The 18449-nt window shown below is 73.3% G+C and carries 16 protein-coding genes; 13 read left to right on the top strand and 3 right to left on the bottom strand.

Annotated elements, in window-relative coordinates; genetic code table 11:
• The first annotated feature begins 420 nt into the window (after window positions 1-420).
• Window positions 421-2211 (top strand): LCP family protein, encoded by a 1791-nt coding sequence (locus ACU436_RS30800; RefSeq protein WP_459030510.1) that lies wholly within the window; start codon window positions 421-423, stop codon window positions 2209-2211.
• 3 nt (window positions 2212-2214) lie between these two features.
• Here the strand turns inward: ACU436_RS30800 and ACU436_RS30805 are convergent, their stop codons facing one another.
• On the bottom strand, window positions 2215-2901 hold the full coding sequence (locus ACU436_RS30805) for a response regulator (protein WP_459030511.1): 687 nt from the start codon (window positions 2899-2901) through the stop codon (window positions 2215-2217).
• Window positions 2898-4472 carry a sensor histidine kinase gene (locus tag ACU436_RS30810; protein ID WP_459030512.1) on the bottom strand — a complete coding sequence of 525 codons (1575 nt, stop codon included), beginning with the start codon at window positions 4470-4472 and terminating at the stop codon, window positions 2898-2900. Before ACU436_RS30810 ends, ACU436_RS30805 begins: the two co-directional genes overlap by 4 nt.
• Before the next feature lie 72 nt (window positions 4473-4544).
• Here ACU436_RS30810 and ACU436_RS30815 point away from each other — a divergent pair, with 72 nt between their 5' ends.
• The 6 genes from ACU436_RS30815 (at window position 4545) to ACU436_RS30840 (ending at window position 10150) form a co-directional block, all read left to right on the top strand.
• Entirely contained in the window at window positions 4545-5945 is a 1401-nt protein-coding gene (locus ACU436_RS30815; RefSeq protein ID WP_459030513.1) for a cation:dicarboxylate symporter family transporter, read from the top strand.
• A 59-nt stretch (window positions 5946-6004) separates the two neighbouring features.
• Window positions 6005-6886 (top strand): SMP-30/gluconolactonase/LRE family protein, encoded by an 882-nt coding sequence (locus ACU436_RS30820; protein ID WP_459030514.1) that lies wholly within the window; start codon window positions 6005-6007, stop codon window positions 6884-6886.
• 142 nt (window positions 6887-7028) lie between these two features.
• On the top strand, window positions 7029-7340 hold the full coding sequence (mihF, locus tag ACU436_RS30825) for an integration host factor, actinobacterial type (protein WP_459030515.1): 312 nt from the start codon (window positions 7029-7031) through the stop codon (window positions 7338-7340).
• 121 nt (window positions 7341-7461) lie between these two features.
• Complete coding sequence (locus tag ACU436_RS30830) at window positions 7462-8337, top strand: alpha/beta fold hydrolase (RefSeq protein WP_459030516.1); 876 nt, start codon at window positions 7462-7464, stop codon at window positions 8335-8337.
• A gap of 467 nt (window positions 8338-8804) precedes the next feature.
• Window positions 8805-9692, top strand: coding sequence for a ParA family protein (locus ACU436_RS30835; RefSeq protein ID WP_459030517.1), 888 nt, complete (start codon window positions 8805-8807; stop codon window positions 9690-9692).
• The gene (locus tag ACU436_RS30840; RefSeq protein WP_459030518.1) at window positions 9689-10150 is read left to right on the top strand and encodes a hypothetical protein; all 462 of its coding nucleotides are present in this window, start codon (window positions 9689-9691) and stop codon (window positions 10148-10150) included. Before ACU436_RS30835 ends, ACU436_RS30840 begins: the two co-directional genes overlap by 4 nt.
• Window positions 10151-10194: 44 nt before the next feature.
• Here the strand turns inward: ACU436_RS30840 and ACU436_RS30845 are convergent, their stop codons facing one another.
• The gene (locus ACU436_RS30845) at window positions 10195-11418 is read right to left on the bottom strand and encodes a TMEM165/GDT1 family protein (protein ID WP_459030519.1); all 1224 of its coding nucleotides are present in this window, start codon (window positions 11416-11418) and stop codon (window positions 10195-10197) included.
• 244 nt (window positions 11419-11662) lie between these two features.
• On the opposite strand from ACU436_RS30845, the gene ACU436_RS30850 reads away from it, so the two are divergent.
• The 6 genes from ACU436_RS30850 (at window position 11663) to ACU436_RS30875 (ending at window position 18437) form a co-directional block, all read left to right on the top strand.
• Window positions 11663-12382, top strand: a complete 720-nt coding sequence (locus ACU436_RS30850; RefSeq protein WP_459030520.1) for a GntR family transcriptional regulator — start codon at window positions 11663-11665, stop codon at window positions 12380-12382.
• 99 nt (window positions 12383-12481) lie between these two features.
• The gene (locus ACU436_RS30855; protein ID WP_459030521.1) at window positions 12482-13771 is read left to right on the top strand and encodes a sugar ABC transporter substrate-binding protein; all 1290 of its coding nucleotides are present in this window, start codon (window positions 12482-12484) and stop codon (window positions 13769-13771) included.
• A complete protein-coding gene (locus tag ACU436_RS30860; protein WP_459030522.1) occupies window positions 13768-14727 on the top strand; it encodes a carbohydrate ABC transporter permease in 960 nt (319 codons plus the stop codon). The genes ACU436_RS30855 and ACU436_RS30860 overlap by 4 nt, the downstream gene beginning before the upstream one ends.
• Window positions 14724-15533 carry a carbohydrate ABC transporter permease gene (locus ACU436_RS30865; protein ID WP_459030523.1) on the top strand — a complete coding sequence of 270 codons (810 nt, stop codon included), beginning with the start codon at window positions 14724-14726 and terminating at the stop codon, window positions 15531-15533. The genes ACU436_RS30860 and ACU436_RS30865 overlap by 4 nt, the downstream gene beginning before the upstream one ends.
• A complete protein-coding gene (locus ACU436_RS30870; protein ID WP_459030524.1) occupies window positions 15530-16942 on the top strand; it encodes a glycoside hydrolase family 3 N-terminal domain-containing protein in 1413 nt (470 codons plus the stop codon). Before ACU436_RS30865 ends, ACU436_RS30870 begins: the two co-directional genes overlap by 4 nt.
• A gap of 76 nt (window positions 16943-17018) precedes the next feature.
• Window positions 17019-18437, top strand: a complete 1419-nt coding sequence (locus ACU436_RS30875) for a S1C family serine protease (RefSeq protein WP_459030525.1) — start codon at window positions 17019-17021, stop codon at window positions 18435-18437.
• Window positions 18438-18449: the final 12 nt, after the last annotated feature.

Below are 18449 nucleotides of genomic sequence, written 5' to 3' on the forward strand. Positions count from 1 at the left end.
TGCAGACACCGGCGACGGACGGGGAGAAACGCTCGAATCCCCCACCCGACGAGGTGCGTCGCGGCGCCTGCGATCACTCGCAGTAGGCTCCGGCGGATTCGTCGTCCCGCCGTCCCGGATGACCGACCGCAAGAGGGGGTGCGCATGACGGACGACCGACGGCGCGTACCCGGCCGCGCCCGGGCGACGCCTCCGCCACGGGAGGCGCCACGCCACCAGGTCTCCCGCCAACAGCCACCGCGTCAGCAACCACCCCGCCAGCAACCGTCGAGCCAACCCCAGCAGCCTCCCCGGCAGCAGCCCCCGCGCCAGCCGCCGCCCGCCGCCCGCCGGTCCGACCGCGGCAACCGGGCCGTGCCGCCCTCGCGCCACCAGCAGCCCCCGCGCCGCCCGGTTGCGCCGTCCGACGCCACGCGAGCCATGCCGACGACGCGCCGCCCGCCGCGGCCGCGCGACACCGAGCCCGCCACCAGCCCCGTCCCCCGCCCCGCGCCCGGCAACGGGCCTCCCGGCAGCCCGCCGCGGGGCGGGCAGCGCAGATCCGCCGCGGCGGCCCGCGCCGCCGTCACCACGGCGCTGCCCACCTCCCCGCCGGCAGCGCCCCTGCACGACGACGACCCCGAGCCCCCCACGGTCCGCCACGGGGCGCTCCCCCCGGCGCGCACGTCCGTGGCGCGCACGCCCACCCGGCGCCGGCGCCCTGCCGAGGTGGCCGACGAGGCCGCAGACCGGTTCGCGGACGACGAGGCGCAGCCACGGGGTTCCTTCGGCAGGGCGCTCGCCGCAGCGGCGGCCTCCACCGTGGCCCCCGGCTCGGGCCACCTCATGCTCCACCGCACCCGCACCGGCGCCGTGATCCTCGGCACATTCCTCCTGGTGATCGCCGTGCTCGTGATCCTGGTGCTCACCTCGGACACCGCGCAGCTGCTCAAGACGGCCCTGTCGTCCAACGTGCTCGTCATGGCCACCATCGGCCTGGTCGTGGCCGGGCTCGGATGGGTGGCGGTGATCGTCCGCGCCTACCTGCTGGCCCGGCCGCCCGGGCTCGGCGCGGCCCGGCAGGTCATCGGCGTGGCCACGGTCGTCGCGCTGTGCCTGGTGGTGGCCGCACCGCTCGGGTTCGGCGCCAACCTGGCCAACTCGCAGCGCGCGCTGCTCGCCAACCTGTTCGCAGGCGGTGGTGGCACCGCGGCGGCCGACGCCATCGCGAAGCCGAAGCTGAACATCCTGCTCGTCGGCAGCGACGCCGGGCCGGACCGCACGGGCGCGCGGACCGACACGATGATGGTGGCCAACATCGACACGAAGACCGGCCGCACCGTCCTGTTCTCGCTGCCCCGCAACATCCAGTACGCCCAGTTCCCGGACGACTCGCCGATGGCCGAGGACTTCCCGAAGGGCTTCCACGACTCGTCCGACCCGCTGTCGGGCGACTACCTGCTCAACGCCGTCTACGCCTGGGGGCTCACGCACCCGAACGTCGCCCCGCCCGGCCCGACGAAGGACCCGGGCCTGAACCTGCTGCACGAGACCATCGCCTACATGCTGGGCGTGCAGCTGGACTACTACGTCGAGGTCAACATGGCCGGGTTCGCGTCGATCATCGACGCGCTCGGCGGCCTCACCGTCGACGTCGGGCCCGAGCGCCTCCCGATCGGCGGGATCACGCCGAGCGGGCGGCACGTGCGTCCCGACGGGTACATCCAGCCCGGCGTGCAGCAGCTGTCCGGGGAGCAGGCGCTGGCGTTCGCCCGCTCCCGCACCAACTCGTCCGACTACGACCGCATGGGCCGACAGCGCTGCCTGCTGCAGACGATCCTCACGCAGAAGAGCCCCACCGACATGCTCACCAACTTCCAGAGCGTCGCCGCGGCCACCACGAACAGCGTGTCCACCAACATCCCGCAGGCCGTCCTGCCCGCGCTCGCGGCGCTCGCCGGCAACGGGATCTCGCTGGAGAGCGTGTCGTTCGACCCCAGCCTCCCCGACCCGTCCACGAAGGACGGCCACTTCAGCACCGGCGACCCGAACTTCTCCTACATGCGCCAGGTGGTGCAGGACGCCGCCAACCGTCCCCCGGCCCCGCCCGCGCCCCCCACCAGCGCGGCCGCACCCACCACCCGCGCGGACGACGATGACGACGAGTCGACCACCAGGAAGGTGAAGGACGACGACTCGGCCTCCCCCACCTCGCTGGCCGATTCCTGCTGACGGTCAGTCCCCGACCCCGCGGGGCCGCCACCGGTACTCCGCCTGCGGCCGCCCGGCGGGACCGTACCGGGCGGTGCGCTCGGCGAGGCCCGTCTCCACGAGGTACTCGAGGTAGCGCCGCGCGGTCACCCGGGACGCCCCGATCGCGGCGGCCACCTCGGCCGCGGTGCGGCCACCGGTGCCTTCGAGCGCCGCCCGGACGCCGTCGAGCGATTCCCGGCTCACCCCCTTGGGCAGACCACCCGCCTCCGTGGGGGTGCGCAGGCGCCCGAACAGGTCGTCGACGTCGTCCTGCGCCACGACCGGGCCGCCGCCGAGCCGCTCCCGGTACTCGAGGTACCCCTCCAGCTTGCGGCGCACGGCGCTGAACGTGAACGGCTTGACCAGGTACTGGGTGGCGCCGAACGCGACGGCGGCCTGCACCACTGCGACGTCGCGCGCCCGCGTCACCATGATCACGTCCGTGGTGTGCCCCGAGGCCCGCATCCGGCGCAGCACCTCGAGCCCGTTCGTGTCGGGCAGGTGGACGTCGAGCAGGACGAGGTCCACGGCGGTGGTCGCCAGCGCGCGCAGCGCCTCGGCGCCGGACGCGGCGCTCGCGGCCACCGTGAAGCCCCGCACGCGCTCGACGTAGGCGGCGTTGGCGGCCGCGGCCACGGGGTCGTCCTCGACGACGAGCGTGCGGATCACGCCCGCACCAGCGGCAGCCGCACCGTGAACTCCGCCTTCCCCACGAGGTGGACGCCGCCGCCGTGGCGCTGGGCGGCGCGCCGGACCAGGGCGAGCCCCAGCCCGCGCCCCATGCCGTCGTCGGGCTTGGTGCTGAAACCCCGGTCGAAGGCCCGCGCGGCGTCCTCGGGCGCGACCCCGGGGCCGCTGTCGCTGACCCGCAGTTCCACCGCGTCGTCGTCGACGCCGGCGCCGAACCGCACCCATCGCGGCTCCGGGCCCTCCTGCGCGGCGTCGATCGCGTTGTCGAGCAGGTTCCCGACGATGGTGACGAGGTCGCGCGGATCGGCGAGCCCCGCCGGCATGTGGGTGCCGTCCTCCAGGCGCAGCTCGACGCCCCGCTCGCCGGCCGCGGCCGCCTTCCCGACCACCAGCGCGGCCACCTCGGGCACCGCGATCCCCGAGACGACGGCGTCGGTGAGGTGCTGGGCGGTCTCGAGCTCCGCCGTCGCGAACTCCAGCGCCTCGTCGGCGCGCCCGAGCTCGATCAGCGAGATGACGGTGTGCAGCTGGTTGGCCGCCTCGTGCGCCTGGGCGTGCAGCGAGTCGGCGAACCCGCGCACGGTCTGCAGCTCGCTGACCAGCTGCCGCAGCTCCGTGTGGTCCCGCAGGGTGACGACGGTGCCCAGGTACCGGCCCGCCCAGCGCGCGGCGCCCTGGCTCACCACCACGATCCGGTCGGACGTCAGGTGGATCTCGTCGTCGAACGCCCGCCGCTCGGCGAGCGCCACACCCAGCGGCGCCGGCAGCCCGACCTCGTCCACCCGGCGGCCGCCCACGTCGTCCGGGAGCGCCAGCAGCCTGCGCGCCTCGTCGTTCACCAGCTGCACCCGGCCCTCCGGGTCGAGCAGCAGCAGCCCTTCCCGCACGGCGTGCAGCACGGCGTCGTAGAACTCGTACATCCGCGCCAGCTCGGCCGGGCCCAGGTCGTGGGTGGAGCGCCGCAGCCACCGGCTCACCAGCCACGACCCGGCCGCGGCCAGCGACAGCGCCACCGCGACGGCGGCGAGCACGACCGGCACCTGCCGCTCCAGGTCCCGGGCCACGGCGGTGATCGTCCGGCCGACGGAGACGAGGGCCACCACGCGCTCGGCGTCGAACACCGGAACGACCGCGCGCACGGACGGTCCGAGCGTGCCGGTGTAGGTCTCGGTGAAGTGGTCGTCCCCGGCGGCCGCGGGCTCGATCGTCCCGATGAACCGGTGGCCGATCTCGCTGGTCGTCGGGTGGGACCAGCGGATCCCGTCCGGAGTCATCACGACGACGAAGTCGGTGGCGGTGTCGATGCGCACCCGCTCGGCGAGCGGCTGCAGCACCGCGGTGGGGTCGGGGTCGTCGAGCGCGGCGAGCACCTCGGGCGACGCGGCCAGGGTGTGGGCGATGCCGAGCATCTCCTCCGCGGTGGCCTCGCGCCCGGCCTCCCGCAGCTGGAACCAGCTGGCCGTCGCCAGCGCGACCAGCACGACGCCGGCGATCACGGCCTGCAGCGCGAACAGCTGCCGGGCGAGGCTCCACCCACCTGCGCGCCCCATCCCTGCTCCGCTCGTCGTTCGAAATGAACAGAAGCGCGACGATAGCCAGGTCCCGCCGGATGATTCGCCGCGATGGTCGCCGGTCCACCGGTACCTGCGCAATCGCCACCACCGTCGTCGGCTCCGGAGGAACCCGTGACAGACACCAGCGCACCACCACGGCGAGATCGCACCCACTACCTCTACGTCGCGGTGATCGTCGCCGTGCTCCTGGGGATCGTGGTCGGCCTCGTCGCCCCCACGGTCGGGGAGGCGCTCAAACCGCTGGGCACCGCGTTCGTCAACCTGATCAAGATGATGATCTCGCCGGTCATCTTCTGCACGATCGTGCTCGGCATCGGGTCGATCCGGCAGGCCGCGAAGGTGGGCCGCGTCGGCGGGCTCGCCATCGGCTACTTCCTCGTGATGTCCACGATCGCGCTGGTCATCGGGCTGGTGGTGGGCAACATCGTGCAGCCCGGCACCGGGATGGACCTCGGCGGCATCGAGGCCTACAACGCCCCCGAGGGCGAGTCGACGTCCGAGTTCGTGATGGGCATCATCCCGACCACGCTGTTCTCCCCGCTGGTCGGCGACAGCGTGCTCTCCACCCTGTTCGTGGCCCTGCTCGTCGGGTTCGCGGTGCAGGCGCTCGGCCGCTCCGGCGAGCCGATCCTGCGCGGCATCAAGCACGTGGAGCGGCTCGTGTTCCGGGTGCTCGCGATGATCATGTGGGCGGCGCCGATCGGCGCGTTCGGCGCCATCGCAGCGGTGGTCGGCGAGACCGGCTGGTCGGCGATCGTGGCGCTGTTCCAGGTGATGTTCGCCTTCTACACCACCTGCGCGCTCTTCGTCTTCGTCGTGCTCGGGCTGCTCCTGCGGTTCGCTGCAGGCATCAACATCTTCTCGCTGTTGCGCTACCTCGGCCGCGAGTTCCTGCTGATCGTGTCGACCTCGTCGTCGGAGTCGGCGCTGCCGCGCCTCATCGCGAAGATGGAGCACGCGGGCATCTCCCGCCCCGTCGTCGGCATCACGGTGCCCACCGGCTACTCGTTCAACCTGGACGGCACGGCGATCTACCTGACGATGGCGTCGCTCTTCATCGCCGACGCGCTCGGCCGGCCGATGGCGATCACCGAGCAGATCGGGCTGCTGCTCTTCATGGTCATCGCGTCGAAGGGCGCCGCGGGCGTCACCGGCGCCGGGCTCGCCACGCTGGCGGGCGGCCTCGCCTCACACCGGCCCGACCTCGTCGACGGCGTCGGCATCATCGTCGGCATCGACCGGTTCATGTCCGAGGCCCGCGCCGTCACCAACTTCGCGGGCAACGCCGTCGCGACCGTGCTGATCGGCAACTGGGTCGGCGAGTTCGACCGCGAGAAGGCGGACCGCGTCCTGCGCGGCGAGGAGCCCTTCGACGAGGCCACGATGCTCGACGACACCCCCGACGAGCAGGCCACCCCCACCCCGGAGCCGGCCGCCACCAGCGCCTGAGCCGGGGAGCCAGCGGCGCCCCGCCCACCGGCGGGGCGCCGTCTTGGTCTACTGGGCGCATGACCCGAGAGATCGCCGCCGAGCAGGCCACCCCCGCCGTCGCCCACCACGGCGAGGGCCCCGTCTGGAACGCGGGCCTCGGCGTGCTCGCGGCGGTGGACATGCTCCGGGGCGACCTGCTGACCGTCGCCCTGCCGCCCGGCGGTTCCGCCGAGGTGCAGCGCAGGCACGTGGGCGACGTCCTCGCCGCCCTGCGCCCCCGGGACCGTGGCGGCTGGGTGGTGGCGCTCTCCCGCGGGTTCGGGCTGCTCGACGAGCCGGGCTCGGTGGGCGGGGGCGAGGCCCGCCCGCTCGGTGAGCTGTGGTCCGACCCGGGCGTCCGGATGAACGACGGCGGCTGCGACCCGGCCGGCGCCTTCTGGTGCGGCTCGATGGCCTACGACTCCGCGCCCGGCCGCGGCGCCGTGTTCCGGCTGGCCCCGGACGGATCGGTCGCCACGATGCTCACCGGCGTCACGGTCTCCAACGGTCTCTGCTGGACGCCGGACGGCTCCCGCGCCTACTACGTCGACTCCGGCACGGGCGCGATCGACGTGCTGACCGTCGACCTGACCGCTCCCGCGGTGATCTCCCGAGAGCGGTTCACCGAGGTCGAGGGCGGCACGCCGGACGGGCTCACCGTCGACGCGGAGGGCGGCGTCTGGGTGGCGTTGTGGGGCGGCTCCGCCGTGCACCGCTACACGGTGGACGGCGCGCTCGACACCGTCGTCCGGCTGCCGACGACCCACCCCACGGCCTGCGCGTTCGCCGGACCCGGGCTGGACGAGCTGTGGATCACCACGTCGGAGCAGGGCGCCGGTGTGTCCGACGGCCGCGCCGGGGCGTTCTACCGCTGCCGACCGGGGGTACGCGGCCTCGAACCGCTCACCTACGGGGGATGAACCACCCCCGACCGGGGAATACCGTTCGGCGCGTGACCGGGGGGTGCGCGCGTGGCGCTGCGCGGTTCTGTCACCCTTGACGGCCAAGATGACCTGCGCACATCCCGTCCGGGGTGGACGCACGGAGAGGAGACACGTCGACATGGCACTGCCCACGCTCACTCCGGAGCAGCGCGCCGAGGCCCTGAAGAAGGCCGCGGCCGCCCGCACCGCCCGCAAGGAACTCCGCGACTCGATCGCCCGCGGCGAGCAGACGATCCCCGCGGTGCTCGACCGCGCCAAGACCGACCAGGTGGTCGGGAAGACCAAGGTCGCCGATCTGCTCAAGAGCCTGCCCGGCTACGGCCCCGCCAAGGTCTCGCAGCTGCTGGAGCAGACGGGGATCGACGCATCCCGCCGCGCCGCCGGGCTCGGCGAGCGCCAGCGCCAGGCGCTCATCGACGCGCTCAAGTGACCCCCACCGCCCGGCGCCCGGACCGGACGTGATCCGGTACCCGGGCCCGGGCGGGGTGGCGCCCGCCACCCGGGCGCGCCCAACGATCGACACGGGCAGCGCCGACCGGCAGGATCCACACGTGGAACGCTTCGTCGACGTCGCGCCCGGTATCGCCCTGTGGGCCGAGGACATCGAGCCCACCGGGCCGCACCCGGCCGAGCCGCTGCTGCTCGTGATGGGCGCCAACTCCTCCGGCCTCGTGTGGCCGGACTCCCTCGTCGCGCAGCTCGCCGACCACCACCGCGTCATCCGCTACGACCATCGCGACACCGGGCGCTCCACCGCCACCTTCGAGGACGACCCGTACGGCATCACCGACCTCGCCGCGGACGCGGTCGCGGTGCTCGACGCGTTCGACGTGCCGCGCGCCCACGTCGTCGGGATGTCGATGGGCGGGTACCTGGTCCAGCTGATGCTGCTCGACCACCCCGAGCGCGTCGCCACCGCCACCCTCTTCTGCACCGGCCCGCTGCCGTTCGCGGGGCCGCCGCCCACGCCGGCCCTGCCCGGCCCGGACCAGGCCCTCCTGCGGCTGTGGGCCGAGATGGACGACCCCCGCGACCCCGAGGGCGAGATCGCGTGGCGGCTGGAGCACTGGCGGACGCTCAACGGCTCCGGCACCCTGTTCGACCCGGCGGAGTTCCGCGCGCTGGAGGAGCGGGTGATCGCCCACGCCGGCCGGACCGACCCGGTGGTGGCGCACGCCCGGATGGACACCGATGGCATGGCACGCGGCGCCGAGTTGGCATCCGTCGGCGTGCCGACCCTCGTGATCGAGGCACCGGAGGACCCGGCCTTCCCGCCGCCCAACTCCGGCGTGCTCGCCCGCTCGCTCGGGCACGGCCGCATGGTCCGGATCCCGGGCATGGGCCACGCGATCAACCGCACGGTGATCTCCCCGCTGGCCGCTGCCATCCTCACCCAGACCACGCGCGCGGCCGCCGCACCCGCCTGACGCGAGCGCGTCCCGCTCGGGGTGGTGCCCGTCACACACCAACTGTGGCGCTCGCACAGGAACTGCAGTTGGTGTGCGAGCGCTGACGTTCATGTGCGGCGGTCGCTATAGGCCGATCGAGTGACGCCGACATGGTGTACATCAGCGCTGCGTGATGACGTTCCGCCACCCATCGGCGCCCGCTCACCCGATCGGGTGATCCTCATATCGGCGCATTCGGGGCGGGCCGCCCCAGAACCGGTCGCCGTCGGCCACCTCGCACATCATCGCAGGTAGAACGCCCGCGTGATCCACTTCTCGGTGGGCCCCCGATGCTCGGCGCCGTCGGGCCGGCCCTAAAGTCTGGCCTCTCGGCCGGTGCGCCGATGCCGCCGCACAGAGCAGTCGGCAGCAGCCGATTGGCCTAAGTGCAGCCCTCCTCCGGGCGTATGGCATCGTTCGCGCGGCGTGCTGCGGGAGGAGAACGGGTGAAGGTCGTCGCCGTCATCAACCACAAGGGAGGGGTGGGCAAGACCACCCTCACGGCCAACCTCGGCGCCGGGTTCGCGGCCCGAGGTCAAAAGGTCCTGCTCATCGACCTGGACGGGCAGGCCAGTCTCACGATCTCGTTCTTCACGCAGAGCGAGTGGGCAGCTGACCTGCTGCCCGAGAAGACCATCAAGCAGTGGTTCGACCGGATCGGGAGCAACAACGCCGAAACCCCGGCGAAGCTCGTCTCCACGCCGCCCCGCGTCCAGGACAAGCTGTCGCGCGGCACCGGGGGGCTCGACCTGATCGCCGCCCACCGCGACCTCACGGACGTGGAGACCAACCTCGCCGCCGACCTGCTCTCGAACCCGGGCCGCTTCGGCGAGCTGCACGGCAGCCTGCGCGAGATGCTGGCCCACGAGGACTTCGCCGAGTACGACACGGTTCTCATCGACTGCGCCCCGAACTTCGGGCTCATCGCCAAGAGCGCCGTCGCGGCAAGCGACCTGCTGCTCATCCCGACCAAGCCGGACTACCTGTCCACCAACGGCATCGACTCGCTCGGGTTGAAGATCCGCTCGTTCGTCGAGGAGTACAACGAGCACTCCGCGATACCGGTCGAGCGGCCCGCCGCGTCCGTCGTGTTCACGATGGTGCAGAACACGAACGGCGCCCCGATCGAAGCGCAGCGCAGCGTGATCAGCCGCATCGAGGCCCGCGAGGTGCCGACGTTCGCCACGACGATCCGTGACAGCAAGGCCGTCTACGGCCCGGCACCCGAACACGGGGTGCCGGTGATACTCGGCGGGACGGGGCGGGCAGCCACCCGCGAGCTGCGCGACATGGTGTCCGAGCTGTCCGGCCGACTGGAGAGGATCGCCGCATGATGGGCCCCGAGCCGATCGACATCGAGTCGCTCCCCCGCTCCCCGCTCCCCGCCCAGCCGCTCGCGGTCGCCCTGCAGAAGGCCGTCGCGCTGCTCGAGTCGCTCAGCCGCGAGCAGCTCCAGGACATCGCGTCCGGCGAGGGCAAGCTCGTCTACCAGCCGTCCGCTGCGCGCACGACGCGGCGCCGCGAGGTCGTGCAACGGCCGTCGGGTGTCGACATCGAGGCGGCGGTGGCCGACATCAACCGCTTCACCAAGCCCGGCGATGTGGCCGACTACCTGCAGAGCCGTGCGGAGTTCACCGTGCCGGTGCTGAAGGAGATCGCAAAGGCGCTCGGCCCCACGGTGAACAGCACGGGCCGCACGAAGACCCAGCTCCGCCGCGACATCGTCGAAGGCACGGCAGGCTTCCGGGTCCGCTCGGCAGCGATGTCCGAAGGCGCCTGGGCGAAGCCCTGAACGCTCCCGTGAGTGGGTACGAGTGCTCGGGCACTCGTATCCACTCACGGCCGCGACAGCGTCAGCCTGGGTAGATAGCGGCCCGTCCGCGCCGCGTAGGCGACGTACTCGTCGCCGTGCAGCTGCGCCAGCATCGGTTCCCGCACCGCGCGCACCTGGATCCGCACGGAGACGACCAGCAGCACGGCGGCCAGCACCCCGACCAGCGTCGGCACCATCACCAGCGTGCCCGCGGTGGCCAGCACGATGCCGGTGAGCCCCGGGTTGCGCATGCGCGACCGCAGGCCGGCGCGGGCGAGCACCGGGTCGGGCGAGCCCGCACGCCGCAGCTCGAGCTGCGAGGCGAGCACCAGGGCCACCCCGAGCAGGGCGAGGCCGGCCCCGATCACGACCACGCCGGGGTCGTCGAACACCGCGATCGGGTCGATGACGTCGGCGGCGACGAGCAGCGGCGCCACGAGACCGAGCCCGGTGGCGATGCCGTACAGCAGGCGCCCCCACCAGGCGGGCGAGCCGGGCACGCGCGCGGCGCGGCCCATCGCACGGCGGGCGGGCGAGGCGTGCAGCAGGCGCCGCCCGCCGACGGCGCCCAGCACCGCCACGAGAGCGCCGATCGCGAGCGCCAGCCAACCCGCGGCGTGGTGGTCCAGCACGTCGGCGAACACCGTCCAGACGGGGCGGCCGGCGAGCTGCCCCCCGGCCTCCACCGCGAGCGAACCACCGAACAGGAAGAACAGCACGGCGGCGCCGATCGACACGGCACGCTCGGGGAGCAAGCGACCCAGCTTCCGGCCGACGAGGATCGCCAGCGCGTCCGCGGCCACCATCCCGAGCGTGGACCCGATCCACACGCCGAGCCACCCGTACTGGGTGGCCAGCGTGATCGTGGCGAGCATCGTCTTGTCGCCCAGCTCGGCGAGGAAGAACGCCACCGCCGAGGTGAGGACGGCGGAGCCGGTGGCCCGAGCGGCCTTGGCCCGCTCGCCCTCGGTGAGCCGGTCACCACGCAACGTCCAGGCCCCGAAACCGACGAACGCGACGGCGGCCACCAGCGCGATCCAGCCGGTGGGGAGCGCCGAGCCCAGGCTGTGCCCGACCGCGACCGACAGCAGGTGCACCGCCGTGGTGGCGATCGTGATGCCGGCGAGCACGGGCAGCGCCCGGTAACGGGTGGCGAACGCGAGGGCCATCAGCTGGGACTTGTCGCCGAGCTCGGCGACGAAGACCACCCCGAAGCTGACGGCGAGGGCGAGCAGGAATCCGTTCATGTCGCGATCGACGCTACGAGCGTCCGGCGCAGCGGCTGGACTGCAAAATTCGGTTAGCTTGAGCTAACGACCGAGGTCGGGCGCTCTAAGCCTCGAGCCGGACAGCGCGGTGGCCAGCCATCATCTGCTGGACGAACGGCACGCTCGTCCAACAGGACGGGACGAATGTGCCGCTCGGCCAACCCGAGACGCGCCCGACGGTCGACCGTTCGCGTCCACTGGACCGCTGGTGTACCAATGGGCTATGAGCGCTCCGTCGACGGAGACCGACAAGCAGCGGCGCCTGCGCACGCGGCTCGCCGAGCTGATCGCCGCGATGTCGCCCGGCGAGCCGCTCCCCGCCGAGCGCGACCTGGCGCGCGACCTCGGCGTGGCCCGGATGACGCTGCGCCGGGCCGTCGACGGCCTCGTCGCCGAGGCCGTGCTCGTGCGCAGGCAGGGGGCGGGCACCTTCGTGGCGCCGGTGAAGGTGGCCAACCGGCTCGCGGCCAACTCGTTCTCGGCCGACATGCGCTCCCGCGGGCTGCGACCCGGCAGCCGCACGCTGCGGTCCGGGCAGGCCCCGGCCGGCGTCATGCTGGCGGCGCTGCTCGAGATGCCGAGCGGCACGCCCGTCCTGCACGTGCGCCGGCTGCGGTTGGCCGACGAGGAGCCGATGGCGGTGGAGGACCTGCACGTCCCGGCCGACCTCGTGCCCGGGCTCACCGGCGCCGACCTGGAGGACCGCTCCTACTACGAGCTGCTCGCCGACCGCTACGGGCACCGGATCGCGTCCGGCACGCAGACCGCCGAGGCCGCGCTCACCAGCGCCGAGGACGCCGCCGTGCTCGGCGTCGAGGCGGGCGCCCCCGCGTTCTGCTTCGAGCGCACGTGCCGGGTGGACGGCGGGCGGGTGGCCGAGTTCGTCCGGTCGGTCTACCGGGGCGACCGCTACCGGATCATGGCCGACATCTTCCCGTCGTAACCAGACCGTCGCTTGACGTGGCCGGGGTGACCGACACTACAGTTCCGACCATTTAGACCTCTGGTCTCAAAAACCGTCGAGGGGAACTCCATGTGGTCGATGCCCGGATCCCGATCGGTGCGGCGATGCGCCGTCGCCGTAGCCGCGGTAGCGGCCCTGGCCCTCGCGGGCTGCGGCGGCCAGTCCGGCGACGCAGGCGGTGACCGCACCCTGACCGTCTGGATCATGGAGGGCACCAACCCGGACAGCCAGCCGTTCTTCGACGAGCTCTCGGCGGCGTTCCAGCAGCGCACCGGCGCCACGCTGGACGTCCAGTTCATGCAGTGGGGTGCCGCGAAGGACCGGTTCACCACCGCCATCGCCGGGCAGACCACGCCCGACGTGGCGGAGGTCGGCACGACCTGGGTCGGGGAGTTCGGCGATGCGGGCGCGCTGGTCGATCTCGGCCCGCGGGTGCAGGAGGCGGGCCTGTCCGACAGCCTCCTGCCCGGGCTGGTCGAGGCGGGCACGCTCGACGGCGCGCTCTACGGACTGCCCTGGTACTCCGGAGTGCGATCGATCGTCTACCGCACCGACGTGTTCGCCGAGCTCGGGCTGCAGCCGCCGACCACGTGGGACGAGCTCGTCGCCGTCGGGCAGCGCATCAAGGAGGCCCGTCCGGACCTGCTGCCGCTGCCGATCGCGGGCGACAACGAGTTCGTCGTCTACCCCTTCCTGTGGGGCACGGGCGGGGAGGTCGCCACGCAGAACGGCGGGACCTGGACCAGCGGCGTCGACTCGCCCCAGTCGCGCGAAGGCATCCAGTTCTACGCCGACCTGGCGCTGGAGCACGGGTTCTCCACACCGGCGGCGGCCAACTGGCGCGAGACCGACGTGCGCGACTCGTTCACCAAGGGCCAGTCCGCGATGATCTTCTCCGGGAGCTGGACGCCCAAGGCCATCCTGGAGGCGGCCCCGGACCTGGAGGGCAAGATCGGCGCCTTCCCGATCCCCGGTCCGACCGGCGGGCTCGCGCCGTCGGTGGTGGGCGGCTCGGTCCTCTCCGTCTTCGAGACCAGCGCCGAGCAGGACCTGGCGTGGCAGCTCGTCGAGATGATGGGCACCGGTGAGTTCGCCACCAAGTGGGCCCACGAGTCCAGCTACTTCCCGGGCACCACGGCAGAGCTGAACGAGGCCGCGCAGTCGCCCGACCCGCTCGTGGCGCCGTTCGCGACGCAGATGGTCGGCTCCGGGCGCAGCGTGCCGGTCACGCCCACGTTCGGCCAGATCCAGGGCAAGAAGACGATCGCGGCGATGATGCGCTCGATCCTCACCGGCGAGGCCACCGTGGAACAGGCCACCTCCACCGCGGCTGCGGAGATGAACGAGATCTTCGCCAGCGGCGCATGACCCTCGCCGAACGCACCGACGTCGAGCGGGGCGTGGCGCCGCCCAAGCCCGGCCCGCGGCGGCGCCGGCGCGGCACGGCCCGCCCGTGGCTGCTGCTCGCCCCCGCCCTGCTGGTCATGGGCGGGCTGCTGCTCTACCCGCTCTTCCGGGTGCTCGTCCTCTCGCTGCAGGACTTCGGGCTGCGCGAGCTCGTGTCGGGCCGCACGAAGTGGGTCGGCGTCGACAACTACGCGGAGTTGCTCGGCAGCCCGGCCCTGTGGACCACGGTGCTGCCGAATACCATCCTGTTCGCCGTGGTGGCGGTGGCGCTCACGGTGGTGTTCGGCACGCTGGTGGCGCTCCTGCTCGCCCGGCTCACGCCCGTCGTCCGCGGCCTGGTCACGACCGCGATCATGGTGGCATGGGCGATGCCCGCCGTCACCGGCACGTACGTGTGGGTCTTCGTGTTCACCCCGGGCGACGGCCTCGCGATGCAGGCGCTCGACGCGCTCGGCCTCGTCGACGCCGCCACCGCCAACCCGTTCGCCGGGCGCCTGTCGTTCTACGCGGTCGCCGCGCTCAACGTCGTGCACCACGGGTTCCCGTTCGTCGCGCTCACCGTGCTCGCCGGGCTGCTCACGATCCCGCGGGAGCTCACGGAGGCGGCGATCGTGGACGGTGCGGGCCCGTGGCGCCGGTTCTGGTCGTTGACGTTCCCGATGCTGCGGCCGGTCTTCGCGGTGGTCACCGTGCTGTCGACGATCTGGGACTTCAAGGTGTTCACCCAGATCTACCTGATGCCGGGCGGCGACGGCGTCAACCGGGGCGTGCTCACGCTCGGCACCTGGTCGTACGTGGAGTCGTTCGCGCAGAACCGGTACGGGCTCGGCGCCGCGATCGCGGTGCTGCTCACCGCGTTGCTGCTGGTGGTCACGGTGACCTACCTGCGGCTGCTGTTCCGGGAGGAGGAGCTGTGAGGGCGGCGCTGAAGGGGCTCGGGGTCACCGGCGTGCTCGTCTTCACGCTGTTCCCGGTCTACCTCATGGTCGTCACCGCCCTGAACGGCGAGGCGAACGCGGGCTCGCGCACGCTGTGGCCGGACGAGTGGACGCTGCGCAACTTCGCCTACGTCGTCGGGGACGGTGGCTTCGGGCGGTACCTCGTCAACTCGCTCGGCGTCGCGCTCGGCACCGTGCTCGCGGGCGCCCTGCTCGCGCTGCTGGCCGCGGTGGCCGTCTCCCGGTTCCGCTTCCGGTTCCGGACGTCCGTGCTGGTGATGGTGCTGGTCATCCAGATGGTGCCGGTGGAGGCGCTCGTGATCCCCCTGTTCATCCAGGCGCGGACCCTCCAGATGCTCGACACGCTCGTCGGGCTCACCGTCGTGTACCTGGCGTTCTCGCTGCCGTTCGCGATCTGGACGCTCCGCGGGTTCGTCGCCGCGGTGCCCGTCGAGCTCGAGGAGGCCGCCTACCTGGACGGCGCCTCGTGGGGCCGGATGTTCCGGTCGGTGCTGCTGCCGCTGGTGGCACCGGGGCTCGTGGCCACCAGCGTGTTCTCGTTCATCGTCGCCTGGAACGAGTTCATCTTCGCGCTCACGTTCATGTCCGACGACCAGAACTACACGGTGGCCGTCGGGCTGCGCCGCTTCTTCGGGCAGCACGCCACGGACTGGGGTGCCGTGATGGCCGCGTCCACGCTGATCACGATCCCGGTGATGGTGTTCTTCGTGATCGCGCAGAAACGGCTCACCGACGGGCTCGTGGCCGGAGCCGTCAAGGGATGACCACCGACGACGCGCTGGTCAACGGGGTGCTGCTGCCCGGCTTCACCGGCGCCGCGGTGCCCGGCTGGCTGGCCCGCGCCGCCGACGCCGGGCTCGCGGGCGCCTGCCTCTTCGCCGGGAACGTCGGCCCCGGCCTGCGGGCGCTGACCGCGGACCTGCACGCGCGGCGAGCCGGCTTCCTCGTCGCGTCCGACGAGGAGGGCGGCTCGGTGACGCGGCTGGACGGCCCGTGGCCCAGCGCCGCCGCGCTGGGGCGGCTCGACGACGAGGCCGTCACCGAGGCCGTCGCCGCCGGCATCGGCGGGCGGTGCCGAGCGCTCGGGATCGACCTCGCGCTCGCACCCGTCGCCGACGTCCTCGGGGGATGGAAAGCCGGCGGGGCGGGTAAGGACTGGGAACCGGACAACCCCGTGATCGGCATCCGGTCCTTCGGCGCCACCCCGGATCTCGTGGGCCGGCACACCGCGGCGTTCGTCCGCGGGATGCAGGGCGCGGGCACCGCCGCCACGGCCAAGCACTTCCCGGGCCACGGCTGCACCACCGTCGACTCGCACCTGGCCCTGCCGGTGATCGGCGACGACGCCGCCACGCTGCGGGCCCGGGACCTGCCGCCGTTCGCCGCGGCGGTCGCGGCCGGGGTCCGCTGTGTGCTCACCGCCCACGTGCGCTTCCCGGCCCTCGACGACCGGCCCGCCACGATGAGCCCGCCGCTCCTCGCGGTGCTGCGCCGCGAGGTGGGCTTCACCGGTGTCGTGATCAGCGACGCCGTCGACATGGCCGCGATCGCCGCGACGGTCGGGATGGGCCCCGGCGCCGTCGCGGCCGTGGCCGCCGGGGTCGACCTGGTCTGCATCGGCAACCCGCAGAACGGCTACGACGACGAGACCGGCTACCGCGAGGTCCGCGACGCGCTGCTCGCCGCCCTCGCCGACGGCACGCTTCCGCGCGAGCGGGTGGCCGAAGCCGGGCGGCGGGTCGCGGAGCTCGCCGACTGGGTGCGCGCGGCCCCGGCCGGGCCGGACGGCGCGGCCGGGCTGGGCGGGCAGGTCGTGCGGCGGGTCGCGGAGGTGCTCGGGGACGTGCGCATCGGGCCGGGCGCGCACATCGTGGACCTGCGGGGCGGGATGAACATCGCCGACGGCCGGGCCGGCGAACCGCGCGTCGCCGCCGCGCTGCGCCGGCACGACCCCACGGTGACGGCGGGCCCCGGCGCGCCGGCCGGCCGGCCGCTGGTCGTGGTGGTGCGCGGTCCCTCCGCCACCTTCGACGAGGTGCGGGCCGCCCGCCCGGACGCGGTGGCCGTGCACGTGGGGCTGCCGGGCGGATGGCGCCCGCCCGCTCCGTCGGTCACCGTGTGGGGCGACGGGCACGCGCACGCCGAGGTCGCAGCGGAGTTGCTCCGCCAATAGCCCGATCAGGGGTTTCGGCTGGTATTCCCAGGTGGTCCTCAGGACAGCCTCAGAATCCAGGCGCATCGTCGATGACATGAGCGACGAGCAGAGGGAGCACGGCCGGGACGCGAGCGCCTCGACCGGTGACTCCCGTACCGAGCAGTACCCCGTTCCGTCGTACGCAGGCGCCGCGGGACCGGCGCCCGCGCATGGTGCCGGCCAGCAGGCCCCCGCGCCCGACCCCTCGGCGGCCTACGGCCCGCCCCCGCAGGGGCCTGTCGGCGGGTTCTTCCCGCCCCCGCCGAACCACTTCCAGGGCCCGCCCACGGCCACGATGCCGCCCCAGCCGCGCAAGCAGCGGGGCATGGCGACCGTCGTGGTCGCCGCGGTGGTCGCCGGCCTCGTCGGCGGCGGTGCCGGTTTCGGGGGCGCGTACGCGCTCCTCGGAGACCGCCCCGGCACCACCCTCTCGTCGGCACCGCAGGGCTCGAACGCGGTGAACGCCGCGCCCGGGTCCGTCACCGCGGCCGCCCAGACGGTGCTGCCCAGCACCGTCGACATCCGGGCCAGGGTGTCGCAGGGTGAGGCCGAGGGCAGCGGCGTCATCCTCACCGCGAACGGCGACATCCTCACCAACAACCACGTCGTCGCGGGCGCCCGGGACATCTCGGTCACCCTCTCCGACGGCAGCGAGCACCCGGCCACCGTCGTCGGCACCTCACCCAGCTACGACATCGCCGTGATCCGGGTGCAGGGCGCCTCCGGGCTCACGCCGTCGACGCTCGGCGACAGCTCCTCGCTGCAGGTCGGGCAGCCCGTCGTCGCCATCGGGTCGCCGCGCGGCCTCACCGGCACCGTCACCACGGGCATCGTCAGCGCGCTCGACCGCACCGTCACGGTGCAGGGCGAGGGCGGCCAGGCCGTCGTCTACAACGGCCTGCAGACCGACGCCCCGATCAACCAGGGCAACTCCGGCGGGCCGCTGGTGAACCTCGACGGCCAGGTCGTCGGCATCAACTCGGCCATCGAGACCTCGGGCCAGAACGCCGGCAGCATCGGGCTCGGCTTCGCCATCCCGATCGACCAGGCCAAGCGCGTCGCCCAGGAGATCATGAACTCCGGTACCCCCACCAAGCCGGTCCTCGGAGTACAGGGCAGCATCGCAGGCAACAGCGCGGAGGGCGCACAGATCGCCGCCGTGCAGCCGGGCTCCCCCGCCGAGGCGGCCGGGCTGCAGGCAGGCGACGTCGTCACGAAGGTCGGCGACGGCCCGGTGGCCGACTTCGCCGACCTCATGGCCCGGATCGGGGCGCACTCCCCCGGCGAGCAGATCGCGCTGACCGTCACCAACGGCGGCGCCGAGCGCACCGTCAACGTCACCCTGGGCAGCCAGCCCGACGAGGCGGCGACCACCAGCCCGAGCGAGGGCGGCGGTGGCGGCGGCAACAGCCCGTTCGGCGGCCAGAACCCCTTCGGTGGTGGCGGAGGCAACCCGTTCGGCGGGGGCAACTGACGCCGACGATCT

This window comes from Pseudonocardia wallangbongensis, assembly GCF_054486945.1.